Below are 13452 nucleotides of genomic sequence, written 5' to 3' on the forward strand. Positions count from 1 at the left end.
TCCTCTACCCATGATCCGTGTTCATATCGCCGACGACCATGCTATTGTTCGGCGTGGCCTGGTCGACATCATCAACGAGGCGATCGATCTGAGCGTGAGCGGGGAAGCAGCAGACGGAAACACGCTGATCGCACTGCTGAGGGAGACTGAGTGCGACGTGGTGGTGCTCGACTTAAGCATGCCTGGCGTGAGCGGCCTCGACCTCATCAAGCACCTCAAGGGCGCATATCCCAAACTGCCGCTCCTCGTCCTCTCTGCGCACCCTGAGGACCAATATGCGGTGCGAGTCCTTCGCGCAGGCGCCTCAGGCTATCTCACAAAGGAAAGCGCACTCAGCGACCTCGTCCGCGCAATCCGCCGCGTGGCCTCCGGGGGGCGATACGTCACGCCCGCACTCGCTGAAACGCTGCTCACGCACCTCGACAGTGAACCGGGGCAAGCCTTGCATGAAGGCCTCTCGGACCGTGAATATCAGGTGCTATGCCGCATCGCTTCGGGCAAGCAGGTGAGCGAGATTGCCGATGAGTTGACGCTGAGCGTGAAGACCATCAGCACGTACCGCTCCCGCATGCTTCAGAAAATGGGCATGAAGAGCAATGCCGAGCTGACGCGTTACGCCATTAAGAACGGCTTGGTCGACTAGCGATCGTCTAGGGAGTGCGACCGGATAAGCGTATCCACCGAAGCAATGGCTCTGGGAGTCCAAGGAGCGGTCGTGCTGAGACCGAAGCATGCAGCCCTTGCTGGGGGAAATCGCGGGAAGGTGTCAGCATTTCGACTACACGCGGCTCTCGCGTACGTCCGACAGATTCCTCCAAGGTCTATCGGCTAGAAACTGGTAGGCCCGCTGATGGCAAACACCCCTGTGTTACACCATATTTGATACCCATAACCACACGGCCCCGCTCATCCGCGGGCTTTGTCTCTGCTAGACGGACGTAGTGCCGGAGCAACGAGGAAGAAGGAATGTCCGAACGCGAGCCAACACGTATGACCTCCGTAGACCGAGTCAGCCGAGACGAAGATCGCACGGGTCAACGCCTTCGGGTTCTGCTTGCGGACGACTCCCGCGAGGTGCGTCGGGCTCTCGTCGAGACTCTTCAAGCGGTGTCTGCCGTCGAGGTAGTCGCCCAAGCGGAGACGGCGACAACGGCCTATCGCTTCGCACACGATCTGCGGCCCGACGTGATCGTGCTCGACATCAACATGCCGGACCGAAGCGGAATTTGGGTGCTCCGACAGCTCCGCAGCGAGGCCGTAGACAGCACCGTGTTCATGCTATCCAACCACGGCAGCGAGTTCTACCGTCGCAAGTGCCTTGATGCTGGCGCAGACGGGTTCTACGACAAGCATAGCGAGATCCGCTCGCTCATCGACCGGCTCGGCGATCTCGCTGCGCGCCGAAATCGAGCGGCGTGAGTGGCTGGGTGGCGGGACGTGCAGGCGCTCAGTTGAGCGAGGGATCGTCCGGGAAATTGGCCAGGAGGCGGTACTCCCCGCCCAGTGCCACCACAAGTTCGCGCCAGAGCTGGGTGTCGCTGTCGTATACGAAGCGCGGATGGCCGGGGCGAACGACCCAGCCGTCCTGGGTGACCTCCTCGTCGAGTTGGTCGGGCGCCCACCCAGCATAGCCCGCAAAGAACCGAAGCCCATTTGGGTCCAAACGAGCAGACTGAATCTGCGCAACAGCGTCGTCGAAGTCGCCGCCCCACCATATGCCATCAATGATGGGCAGCGCGCCGTGGATGGCTCGGCCGTAGGGATGCAGAAAGTGGAGCGTGTCGAGTTGGACGGGGCCGCCCTGGTACAACTCGGCATCGAACCCGAGCGGCATGTTCAGCACGTCAGAGAGGTGGTGGCCGGTCGGTCGGTTCAGAATCAGGCCGAAGCTACCGTCCGTGGAATGCTCGCAGAGTAGTATCACGGTGCGTCGAAAGTTGGAGTCTCGGAGCGCTGGTTCCGCTATGAGAATCGTGCCTGGTTTGAGCAGGGGTATCGTCGTGGCCATAGTCCTGGGCTGTGTCGGCTAGAGCCCTAACATCCGCATATATGCATAGAAAGTCCATGGTCCAGCAGAATCAATCTCTAGGGGCGTGATATGTGGAGCGAAAGCACGGGCCGATCTGAACTGAATGCACCCCCAAAAAGGTGGGAGGCGGTCCCGCACACCCAGACCGCCTCCCGGTGGCGAGCGCTCAGGCCGACACCGCAGCCGCGCGGTATCAGGAGCTGGCCGAGGCCCGCCAAGTGAATATGGTGGTGCCGCCCGGGCGGCTAGTGTGCAGAGGCAGGGAGGTGGATGACGAGGTCAGGCGCGCTGTGTCGGATCGACGTCACAAGCGCAGGGTCTATGTCGTAGGGGCGCGCATCTTCGAACACGAGCCGTACAGGGCCAGAGCGCACCCACCACCAGTTCGCCTCTTCGCTGAACGCCGCCTGCGTAGCTTCGCTGAGTACCTGCTCGTCGGTCATCCCAGCCCGCCGGAAGTCTTCGACGGCTACCACAACTGGCCGCGTGGCGACGAAGTCTAGGCTGGCCGCAACGGTGCCGCAGAGCAGCAGCCAGACGGCAATGAGGGCGGTGGGGATAAGCGAGTCCGGCACAGACCGAGTCGATGGGTGATGGGACGCTGCCTAGTACGACAGACGACCAGCACCTCCTATGCGAGCGGCATACCCGACCGCGAGGTCACATGTATACCGCACCGAAACGGAACGGAATCGATTCTCCAGCCCTCTCCTGAACAGGTGCGCGTGCCTCGAATGTGCCCCTGGTCTCAACTATGACGCTCGCTCGTCTCACCCGTGAAAAGCCGAGGCCCCGTGCCGAAAAGCGTACCTTAGACAGCTTTGACTACAGCCCCGTTCTGCACCGCATGCTTAACCCTAATACCCTCGCCGATCTGAAGGCGCGCTTTGCTGAGGTAAACCGCTTGATGGCCCAGCCCGAGGTTGCCACTGATCCCAAGCAACTCGCCGAGCTCGGGCGCGAACTGTCCGACCTGCGTGAGATCGTCGCGGCGATCGATACCTACGAAGGTTTGCAGCAGGAACAGACCGACCTCGCTGAAATGGCACAGGGCGACGGCGAGCTTGCCGAGATGGCTGCGATGGAACTGGAGGAAGTCGAAGCAAAGCTGCCCGAGGCCGAAGAGACGCTCCGCCAGCTGCTAATTCCCAAAGACCCTGCCGACGCCAAGGACGCTATCGTTGAGATTCGCGCGGGGACCGGCGGCGACGAAGCCGCCCTGTTTGCCGGGGATCTGTACCGGGTCTACGAGAAGTACGCCGAAAACCACGGCTGGCGCATCGAACTCATGGACGCCACGGCGGGGACGCAAGGGGGCTACAAAGAGCTCATCTTCACCGTCCGAGGCACCCAGGCTTTCGGACTGCTCAAGTTCGAGAGCGGGGTGCATCGCGTGCAGCGCGTGCCCGCGACAGAGAGCCAGGGCCGCATCCACACCTCAGCGGCCACTGTGGCCGTATTGCCTGAGGCTGAGGACGTAGACATCGAGATCCATAACAACGACCTCCGCATCGACGTCTACCGTTCGTCGGGACCGGGCGGGCAAAGCGTCAACACGACCGACTCCGCCGTCCGCATCACGCACATCCCGACGGGGCTTGTCGTGAGCATCCAGGACGAAAAGAGCCAGCATAAAAACAAGGACAAGGCGCTCCGGGTGCTACGTAGCCGGCTCTACCAGATGGAGCGCGAGAAGGCCGAGGCTGAGCGCGCTGCCGCCCGCAAGGAGATGGTCGGCTCTGGCGATCGTTCCGCCAAAATCCGCACCTATAACTGGCCGCAGGGCCGCGTGACCGACCACCGCCTCGAAGGCGGCAACAAGAACCACGCGCTCCAGAACATTCTTGGCGGCAACCTCGACCCGATCGTCGAGGCGCTGCGGTTGGAGGAACAAGCTGAGCGGATGCGCGAGCAAGCGGAGGGCTAGGGCGTCGGCAGGTCGGTGCGAAACCTCAGTCGCGCTCCCGGAGTGCCTGCGAGCGGGCTGTGGCCGTGCCAACTGCCTCAATGAGCATCGGGCGAAGGCCGTGGCGCTCCAATTCGGCGATGGCGGCGATGGTGGTGCCGCCGGGCGTCGTCACCTGGTCGCGAAGGATCGCCGGGTGGAGGCCCGTCTCCAGCACGAGCTTCGCCGCGCCGTAGACCGTCTGGGCAGCGAGTCTGAGTGCCTGCGGACGCGGCAGCCCCATCTTCACGCCGCCGTCCGTGAGCGCCTCGATAACCATGTAGATGTACGCCGGGCCGCTGCCGGAGAGACCCGTCACGGCGTCCATGAGGTACTCGGGCAGGACCTCGACCGTAGGGCCGACGGCGGCAAAAATCTCTCTCGCCACCGCGATGTGCACTTCCGTGGCGTGGGTTCCCGGCGTGATGGCCGTGGCGGCCTCATCGACGAGGGCAGGCGTGTTCGGCATTGCTCGAACGACAGCGAGCGGCTGCCCGAGTGCGTCGCAGAGCGCGTCGGTAGTCAACCCGGCGAGGATCGACAGCACGAGTGCGTCGGCGGGCACATCGTCGCGGACGGCGTCCATGACCGCGTCGAGGTTCTGCGGCTTCACGGCGAGGATCACGACGGTCGCGCCGCGGACGGCCTCGGCGTTGTCCGTGCCAGCATGGATGCCTGGAAACTGCTCCAGGAGCGCGTCGAGGGCGAACGGGTTGCGGCGCGTGGCGTGGAGTTGTTCAGGGCGCACATCGCCGCCGCGGAGGAGGCCGCCGATGAGCGCACGGCCGATGTTGCCGGCTCCGAGCACGGCAAAGGTGTGGTCAGCAAGCACGAGAGAGCGGGGGTGGGTGGGCGCTAGGATTCACGGGCGTAGACGGTGCGCCGTCCGCGCGGGTCAAAGACGACGAGGCGACCCGAACGCATCGACACAGCAGCGCTGCCGTCCATGCCGTCGAAGGCGAGGCGTTCACCGGCGAGCGTACCATCAAAGCGGACCGGGCCAGAGCCGAGGCGGCGGTCCTCGCCGCGCAGCGTGGCCGTGCCGTCGCGGCGGATGGTAAGCGTCATCGTGAGGACCCCCTCGCGGAGGTCGCGGTTGCGATCGGGATCGGCGATGGCTTCCACAGCGCGCCACGTCCCGGCCACGTTGTTGCCATCGACGAACGGCGTCGGGCGCGGCGGCTCAGCTGGAGCGTCCGGGCGAGGGCCTGACCACGTGCCGCCCGACGGCGATTCGCTGGTGGTCACGCAGCCGCTGGACGGCAGCAGCAAGACGAGGACAGCGAAGAGGGCGTGGCGCATGAAGGCGTAGGTAGAGACGATGCGGCTCGAAAATCTACACAGAGTTGGCAGGCCCCATGTGAAAGGTCGGCTAGCTTCTAGCGTTGTCGTTCCTCCAAACTCCCCCGCTTGACTCGTCTGAACGACGGTCAAGCTGTCCCCCTCGAATTCGAGGGGAACAGTTCGAGGAGCGAAGATCCGTGAGCGGATCGAAGACGACGCAGAACGGGGGGAGAGCCACGCCACACATCCATGCTTCGACCGTGACTGACTACCTCGCCCAGCAGATCCGCGCGGCGCTCGCTACCTATCCTAGTGCGCCGGATGGCTTCGACGCGGCGGCACTCGACCCTGAGTTCCAGACGCCGAACAACCCCGAGCATGGCGACCTTGCCTCGAACGTGGCGCTCAAGCTCGCCAAGCCGCTGCGCTCGAACCCGCGCCAGATCGCGCAACACCTCGCCGATGCGCTGAACGAGAGCGCTGACCCGAAGCGCATCGCGGCCGTGGAAGTCGCAGGGCCGGGCTTCTTGAACTTTCGCTTTTCGACCGCCTACCTCTACGATGGCGTCGCGGAGATCCTGGCGCAGGGCAATGCCTACGGGCGCGCCGAGCGCAACGGCCAGACCGCGCTCGTGGAGTACGTCTCCGCCAACCCGACCGGCCCGCTCACGGTTGGTCACGGGCGCAACGCGGTCCTCGGCGACACGATCGCCAACCTCCTCGACTGGACCGGCTACGACGTCACACGCGAGTACTACTTCAACGACGCAGGCCGCCAGATGCGCGTCCTCGCGCAGTCGGTGATGGCGCGCTACGAGGCGCTCGTCAACCCCGACGTGCCGACGAAGACGCTCGAAGGCGGGCTCGTCGTCCCGGAGAGCTTCCCCGACGACGGCTACCAGGGCGACTACATCCAGACCATCGCCGAGGCCGTCCGCGCTGAGCACGGCGACGATGTGCTCGGCCGGAATGACGCCCAGACGCTCTTCAAGGACGCTGCCACAGCCGCCATTTTCGGCGACATCGAACAGACGATGCGGCGCATCGGCATACCCGTGGGCGACGATCCGCAGGGCCGTGCGCCGATGCAGTACTTCAACGAGCACAGCCTCTACGCCTCCAACGCCGTGTGGGACGCCGTCGAGGAGCTGCGCGCCAAGGACCTCGCCTACGACAAGGACGGGGCGGTCTGGTTCAAGACCGGCGAGCTTGGCAAAGTCGTCACCAACAAAGACGGCGAGGAAGAGGCGAAGGACACCGTCCTCGTAAAGTCGTCCGGCGAGCCGACCTACCGGCTGCCCGACATTGCCTACCACCTCGACAAGCTGAATCGCGGCTTCGACAAGGCCGTCGACATCTTCGGAGCCGACCACATCGCGACCTATCCCGACGTGGTACGCGGCGTCGAAGCGCTCGGCGGTGACGCGTCGAAGATTGAGGTGCTCGTCTACCAGTTCGTCACGCTCGTCCGCGACGGCCAGGAAGTCAAGATGAGCACGCGGAAGGCGACCTACGTGACGCTAGACGAACTCATGGACGAGATCAACGAAGCGATTTGCGAAAAGGCAGCGAGCGAGGAGGTCGACATCGAACTGACAGACTCTGCGGGTCCTGACGTCGTCCGTTTCTACTTTCAGATGCTTTCGCCAAACACCCACCTCAATTTTGACCTGAACGAGGCAACGGAGGCAAGCTTCAAGAACCCTGTCTTCTATCTCCAATACGCGCACGCTCGGATTAGGTCGATCCAGAGAAAAGCAGAAGACCAGGGGCTAGCGTTCGACCCTGAGTCGGTTGATTGGTCCGCGCTGACACATCCCAGTGAAGTCAGCCTAATGAAGGTGCTCCCAAAGTTCGCTGACGCAATATCTGATGCGACCAAGTCGATGGGGCCGCACCGGCTAGTGACGTACCTGCGCGAAGTGGCCACCGAGTACAGCCGGTTCAACAACGACTGTTTTATTCTGCGCGAGCCTGAGGAAGTCGCCCTACCTCGTTTGGCGTTGTCTGAAGCGGCCCGCCAGGTACTCAACAACGGCCTCACCATCCTCGGCATCAGCGCGCCGGAGCGGATGTAGGAGGGGCTGTCGGCTTACAGCGTTCGGCTCGGCTCCCCCCGCTTGTACGCCTGCAACGGCGCACAAGCTGTCCCCCTCAAGTTTGAGGGGGACAGTCCGAGGAGCGGAGTTCGACAGAACGGAGGCGATGCAGGACGGGGGGAGCCGTCTACGCCTCAAACCACCGCGGCGTACATCTCGTCGATGGCGTCGGCGTGGGCGGCTTCGATGGCTCGGCGGCGGAGCTTGAGCGTGGGCGTCATCAGGCCGTTCTCGACGCTGAAGGCCTCCGAGAGCAGGCGGAAGTCGCGGATTTTCTCGTGGGAGGCGGACTCCTTCGAGTAGGCGCGGAACAGCTGTGAGAAGTGCTTCTGAACGCGCGCGTCGTCCAGAAGCGCCGATGGCTTCTCAGCCGTGATGCCTTGCTCGGCGGCGAACAGGCGGAGTACTTCGTGGCTCGGGACGACCAGCGCCGTCAGGAACTCGCGGCCCTCGCCGATCACCATCAGCTGCTCGATGAGCGGCTCCGTCTTGAACTGCTCCTCGATGGGGCCAGGATAGATGTTCTTGCCGCCCTTCGACACGATCATGTGCTTCAGGCGGTCGGTGATGCGGAGGTTGCCGTTCTCGAAGCGCCCGATGTCGCCCGTGTGGAACCAGCCTTCGTCGTCGATCACGTCGGCGGTGGCAGCGTCGTTCTGCCAGTAGCCGCGCATCAGGTTCGGCCCGCGCGCCACGATTTCGCCCTCGCCGCTGTTGAGCGTGGTGGGGTAGTCCTCGCCGGAGACCTGCGCGATGAGCTGGCCCGACGCCACGCTGCGGATGCCGACCGTCACGCCTGGGAAGACGTGGCCGACGGTGCCATAGGCGGGGCGGTCGAGCGGCGACGCGGAGAGCACGGGGGCCGTCTCCGTGAGGCCGTAGCCTTCTACGAGCGGCACGCCCGCGGCCTGGAAAAACTCGCCGATCTTCTTCGGTAGCGCGGCCCCGCCCGAGACGGCGAAGCGGAGCTGCCCGCCGAGCTTCTCGTGGAGGTTGGAGAACACCAGCTTGTGTGCCACCGCGTGTTGCGCGGCGAGGAGCGGCCCGGGCTCCTTGCCGATCATCTGTTTCTGCGCCACCTTCTGGCCCGTCTCCACGGCCCAGTCGAAGAGGCGGCGCTTCACGGCGGGGCCTTCCTGGAGCGACTTCTGGATGAGGTTGTACACCCGCTCGAAGAGGCGCGGCACTGAGACGAAGACCGTCGGGCTGACCTCCGGCAGGTTCTTCGAGACGGTGTCGATGCTCTCCGCGTAGGCGATGCGTCCGCCTGCGGCCAGCATGAGGTAGTAGCCCGCGGTGCGCTCGAAGGCGTGGCTGAGCGGGAGGAAGCTGAGGTGTGTGTCGTCGGGCGTGATAGGAAAGCGCTGGAGGGCGGCCTGCACGTTGCTCACGAAGTTGCGGTGTGTGAGCATGACGCCCTTCGGGTGGCCCGTCGTGCCGGAGGTGTAGATGAGCGCGGCGAGGTCGTCGGGTTGTACGGCGTCTGAGAAGGCTGCGAGGGTCTCGGCGTGCTCGTCAGCGTAGGCAGCCCCCTCGGCCATCGCATCGTCCCAGGCGACGAACGCTTCGGGATAGTCCTTGCGCATCTCGGCCATGACGAGTACACGCTTTAGCGCCGGGCACTCGTCCAGAATGGCCTCGGCTTTGCGCACCTGTACGCCCGTCGAGACGACGAGCACGGTGGCGCCCGAGTCCTGCACGATGTAGCTCACCTGCGAGGCTGGCTGCGTTGTGTAGAGCGCCACATTGACCGCGCCGAGCAGTTGCGCACCAAGGTCCGTGAAGGCCCACTCGGGGCGATTCTCCGAGAGAATTGCGACGCGGTCGCCGGGGCGAATGCCCTGGCTGTGCAGATAGCCTGCGAACGCTTCTGCCTGGTCGCGTACCTCGTCCCATGTCAGGTCGGTCCACTCCTTCGTGCGCTTGTCTTTGTACGTCAGCGCGGCACGGCCTGAGTCCGCATAGTGATCGGAGGTGCGGCGAAACAGCTGGGACAGGGTAGAAAAGTCGACGAGCGCAGGCATGGCGGTGGACGGGTGGCAGGGGGAGCAACCAGGCTCCAACGATACGCCCCGCTCCGGGTTCACAGCCACCTCGGCGTGGCTCGTGCCAAGCGCTGTGCAACGCTCTGCTGCGTGCACAATGATGTCGTAAAAAACGACGCCCGCATGCGCGGTGGTACAAGCGCGTGCGGGCGTGGCTAGGCGGGTGGGCGTCGCCTTGATGAGAACCTAGAAGAGAGGCTGGTCGCTTTGGGCGACTACCTGTACTATCGACGTTTGGTGAGGACAATTAAGAGGAGTGTTCAATTATATTTTCAGCGGTGTATCATTTTGCGGATCAGGGTCGGGATGCTCAAGGTGCCCTCGCCAAAATCCCGTGCAGACCGGCAGCGCTCTGGAACCGGTCTAGGCGGTGCCAGATATTGCTCGGCTATCGTTGCTTTCTGCTTCCCCCGCCTCTCGTCCCGCCGATGAATACGACCGTCACCGCTCAAAACGATGTCGACTACACGCTCGACATCGAAGCCTCGCGCATCGAACTGGAGCCGCGCATCGACAAGGTGCTCCGCCAGCAGCGCAAGCACGTCTCGATGAAGGGCTTCCGCCCTGGCAAGGTGCCGCTCTCGGTCGTCCGCAAGATGTACGGCGATGCCGTGGCGGTCCAGGTTGCCGAAGAACTCATCGGCGAAGCGTTTAAGACGGAGGTTGAGGAGAACGACGCCTACGATGTGATGGGCAGCCCGCGTCTCACCGAACTCGACTACGAGCCCGGCGAGGACCTGAATGCCCGCGTCATGTTTGGCGTCCGCCCTGCTTTCGAGCTAGACGCCTTCGCGGACGCTGAGGCGACTAAGTTCACTCACGACGTGACCGACGAGGAAATCGATGCCGACATCGAGCGCCGCCGTGACGACAAGGCGGAGGAGGTCGACACGCCCGAAGGCACGGCCATCGGCGAGGACCACATCGCTGTGATCGACTTCCAACTCGTCGATAAGGAGACGGACACGCCGATCATCGGCAAGAAGCAGGAGGACGCCCGCGTCCCGCTCTTCAACCCCGACCTGCGTCCCGCTCTCAAGGAGGCTCTGCTCGGCAAGGCAGTCGGGGACGTCTTTTTGGTCGACCTCGACTCGCAGAGCGCGGATCCCTCGGGTGACGAGGATGCAGAGGAGGTGGACGCAGAGGTCGACCGTTTTCAGGTGACCGTCAAGCAGGTGCAGGCCCGCGAGCTTCCAGAGTTGGACGAGGCCTTCATTGAGGAGGCAACGAACGGCGAAGCGGCAGACCTTGATAGCTTCAAGGCGTTCGCCCGCGCGGAGCTCGAAAAGCGGTGGGCGCGTCGTTCGGAGGAGGCGCTCGAGGAATCGCTCTTCCGCAAAACCATGGAGCGGCACGACTTCGAGGTCCCAGAATCGGTCGTGGAGACGGTCCTCGACCAGCAGGTGGAGGATCTGGAGAAGCGAGCCGGAGGCCAACTGCCACCGCACTTCGACCTCGCCGGTTTTCGCGAGGAGCGCCGCGGACTCGCCCGCGACCAGGTTCGCTGGATGCTGGTCCGCGAGAAGATCATGGAGGCCGATGGCCTGGAGGTCACCGAGGAAGACATCGACGCCGAGTTCATGCGCATCGCGCAGCCGCCCGCGCCTGCCGAAGGTGACGAGGAAGCGGAGGAGCGCGAGCCCATCGACGTGAACCTGCTCCGGCAGTTCTTCGCCAGCCAGCCCGGCGCGATGGACCAGATGGTGACGCGCCTCGTCAACCAGCGCCTCTTTGACGCGCTCAAGAGCCGGTTCACGATCACCGAGAAGTCGCGCCAGGATTTCGACACGGACGAAGAGTAGTTCACTGGTCCGGTGTTCCAGTGAGCTAAGCATAGCACCACAGGATCACGGACACAGGATCACGGACGAACTGAACGTCCGAACCACTCCTACCCACTCGGGTAGCCCTCGGAACCGCGTCGTCAGGCCAAGGTTGGCCCGGCGACACTCGTCACGCTTCTGCCCCCGACCAATCGCACCCCTCTCGAACGCATGACTCAGGACCGCTCCACTCAGGACTTCATCAAGTTTGCCCGCGGCATCAAGGCCTCGCTGCTGCCCGACGGCTCCTACAGTTCCAACACCTGGGAGCAGACCATCAACGGCGTTAACGCGGGCCTCGTCCCCGTCGTCGTGGAACGCTCGGCACGCGGCGAGCGGTCGTTCGACATCTTTAGCCGCCTGCTGCGCGACCGCATCGTGCTCCTCGGCACGCCCGTCAACGACCAGATCGCCAACATCAAGGTCGCCGAGCTGCTGTTCCTCACCTCCGAGGACCCGGACAAGGACATCAACTTCTACATCAACTCGCCGGGCGGCAGCGTCTATGCAGGCATGGCGATCTACGACACGATGCAGTATGTCAGGCCCAACGTGGCGACGATCTGCGTCGGGCTCGCGGCCTCGATGGGGAGCTTCCTCTTGACGGCGGGCCACCCGGGCAAGCGCTCGTCGTTGCCCAACAGCCGCATCATGATCCACCAGCCGTCCAGCGGTGCTCAGGGCCAGGCCTCCGACATCGAGATCGCGGCGAAAGAGATCCTCTGGATCAAGCAGCACCTCAACGGCCTGCTCGCTCACCATACCGGCCAGCCCATCGAGGTAATCGAGCGCGACACCGACCGCGACAACTTCATGAGCCCGCAGGAAGCGAAGGATTACGGCATGATCGACATCGTGCTCGAAGCCGCCACGGGGGCTCCGCAAAAATCCGAGGGCAGCGACTTGTAAACGCGCCCGCCAAACAACGTATGAGGCCTCCGAGGGACTGCTACCTCGGAGGCTTTGTTATTGGTGCCAATTGTTGGTGCTAATGCCGCGGACAGCAGTGCCGCGGACAGCAGTGCCGCGGACGGTAGCGAACATACAGGGGGCTGAGCTAGGTTGGGGGCTTCTACATCCACGCTCTCCACTCGGAATCGATCTAGTGCCTCATGGGACGAATGACCTCGCTGTTCGCGCGCAAGGTAGTGGCGGCGGCGGACGATCGCGTGGATCGTGTTGCCTTGCTGAACTCGGTTGGCCTCACCCGGGAGGGCCCGCCCGATCCCGCCTACATGCTGAAGGCGGCAGACTATTACGACTTTTTTGAGCGGGTGGCGCTGGCCGACGGCCACGGCTTGACGCTCCCGCTTCGGGCGGGCGCCTCCATGCGTTGCAACGACTACGGCGCACTCGGCCTCGCGATGAAGTCGGCGCTGACGTTGGGCGGCACCTTCGAACGCGCTGCTCGCTATGTCATCGTGCTGACCAACGTGGCGCAATACGAGGTCGAGCGGACGAGCGGTGGCGCATTCATGCACCTGCACCGTGAGGGAGAGCGTCGCCTCGGCATGCGGCTCTCCAACGAGGCCACGCTGGCGAGCTTCGTCGCCATCGCACGCGAGGTGTCCGCGGCGCCCTTCCAACTGAAGGCGGTGTACCTCAGACACGCCGCTCCATCGTCTGCGCGGGAGCACGAGGCCTACTTCGGGTGCCCCGTGCACTTCGACGCCGACCACGATGCACTGGAAATGTCGTCAGAGACGCTGCGCGCGCCCAACAAGCTCGGCGACGCCGGGCTTGTCCGCTTCTTCGACACGCACCTCGACGCCGAGGTGGCGGCCATCGACGACGGCGCTCCGCTCGCGCGCCAGGTCCACGACTTCGTCACGACGAGCTTGAGTGAGGGCATCCCGACACTCTCGGCCGTAGCAAGGCTACTCGGAATGAGCGGCCGCACCCTCCAACGGCGCCTTGCCGATGAAGGGCATTCGTATCAGACGCTTGTCGACGAGGCGCGGCGAAGGCTGGCGAGACGGCTGCTGAAGGACACCGACAGTTCCCTCGCCGAGGTCGCATTTATGACGGGGTTCTCGGAGCAGAGTGCTTTCACGCGGGCGTTCAAGCGCTGGGCAGGCCAGACGCCGCGCTCCTTCCGGCTCAGCGCGCAGGGGCAAGTCTAGGCCGCAAACACGGTTGGTCTGGAGGGATGGCGTCCTCGGTCAAGAGGATGGCATCGGTGGTCAAGAAGCGAGGCGAAGCAACGCCCTACCCTGGAGGTGTCTTC

The 13452-nt window shown here is 64.1% G+C and carries 12 protein-coding genes; 7 read left to right on the forward strand and 5 right to left on the reverse strand.

The window, feature by feature from the left end:
• Positions 1-10 precede the first annotated feature (10 nt).
• On the forward strand, positions 11-643 hold the full coding sequence (locus tag AAFU51_13515) for a response regulator transcription factor (protein MEO1572265.1): 633 nt from the start codon (positions 11-13) through the stop codon (positions 641-643).
• A gap of 347 nt (positions 644-990) precedes the next feature.
• Complete coding sequence (locus AAFU51_13520) at positions 991-1419, forward strand: response regulator transcription factor (GenBank protein ID MEO1572266.1); 429 nt, start codon at positions 991-993, stop codon at positions 1417-1419.
• Between the two features lie 28 nt (positions 1420-1447).
• On the opposite strand, the gene AAFU51_13525 is transcribed toward AAFU51_13520, so the two are convergent.
• Positions 1448-2008: a YqgE/AlgH family protein gene (locus AAFU51_13525; protein ID MEO1572267.1), complete on the reverse strand. Its 561-nt coding sequence runs from the start codon at positions 2006-2008 to the stop codon at positions 1448-1450.
• A gap of 266 nt (positions 2009-2274) precedes the next feature.
• Positions 2275-2604 (reverse strand): hypothetical protein, encoded by a 330-nt coding sequence (locus AAFU51_13530; protein ID MEO1572268.1) that lies wholly within the window; start codon positions 2602-2604, stop codon positions 2275-2277.
• Between the two features lie 272 nt (positions 2605-2876).
• Between AAFU51_13530 and prfA the strand changes: the two genes are divergently transcribed.
• Entirely contained in the window at positions 2877-3956 is a 1080-nt protein-coding gene (prfA, locus tag AAFU51_13535) for a peptide chain release factor 1 (GenBank protein MEO1572269.1), read from the forward strand.
• 25 nt (positions 3957-3981) lie between these two features.
• Here the strand turns inward: prfA and proC are convergent, their stop codons facing one another.
• Both proC and AAFU51_13545 read right to left on the reverse strand, forming a co-directional pair.
• Positions 3982-4806 (reverse strand): pyrroline-5-carboxylate reductase, encoded by an 825-nt coding sequence (proC, locus tag AAFU51_13540; protein MEO1572270.1) that lies wholly within the window; start codon positions 4804-4806, stop codon positions 3982-3984.
• A gap of 23 nt (positions 4807-4829) precedes the next feature.
• The gene (locus AAFU51_13545) at positions 4830-5276 is read right to left on the reverse strand and encodes a hypothetical protein (protein ID MEO1572271.1); all 447 of its coding nucleotides are present in this window, start codon (positions 5274-5276) and stop codon (positions 4830-4832) included.
• Between the two features lie 242 nt (positions 5277-5518).
• Here AAFU51_13545 and argS point away from each other — a divergent pair, with 242 nt between their 5' ends.
• Positions 5519-7336 carry an arginine--tRNA ligase gene (gene argS, locus AAFU51_13550; GenBank protein MEO1572272.1) on the forward strand — a complete coding sequence of 606 codons (1818 nt, stop codon included), beginning with the start codon at positions 5519-5521 and terminating at the stop codon, positions 7334-7336.
• 155 nt (positions 7337-7491) lie between these two features.
• On the opposite strand, the gene AAFU51_13555 is transcribed toward argS, so the two are convergent.
• A complete protein-coding gene (locus AAFU51_13555; protein ID MEO1572273.1) occupies positions 7492-9381 on the reverse strand; it encodes a long-chain fatty acid--CoA ligase in 1890 nt (629 codons plus the stop codon).
• Between the two features lie 449 nt (positions 9382-9830).
• On the opposite strand from AAFU51_13555, the gene tig reads away from it, so the two are divergent.
• The 3 genes from tig (at position 9831) to AAFU51_13570 (ending at position 13348) form a co-directional block, all read left to right on the forward strand.
• Positions 9831-11204: a trigger factor gene (gene tig / locus AAFU51_13560; GenBank protein ID MEO1572274.1), complete on the forward strand. Its 1374-nt coding sequence runs from the start codon at positions 9831-9833 to the stop codon at positions 11202-11204.
• Between the two features lie 192 nt (positions 11205-11396).
• The gene (gene clpP / locus AAFU51_13565; protein MEO1572275.1) at positions 11397-12134 is read left to right on the forward strand and encodes an ATP-dependent Clp endopeptidase proteolytic subunit ClpP; all 738 of its coding nucleotides are present in this window, start codon (positions 11397-11399) and stop codon (positions 12132-12134) included.
• A 212-nt stretch (positions 12135-12346) separates the two neighbouring features.
• Complete coding sequence (locus tag AAFU51_13570; protein MEO1572276.1) at positions 12347-13348, forward strand: AraC family transcriptional regulator; 1002 nt, start codon at positions 12347-12349, stop codon at positions 13346-13348.
• Positions 13349-13452: the final 104 nt, after the last annotated feature.

Source organism: Bacteroidota bacterium (assembly GCA_039821555.1).
Lineage (GTDB): Bacteria > Bacteroidota > Rhodothermia > Rhodothermales > Rubricoccaceae > JBCBEX01.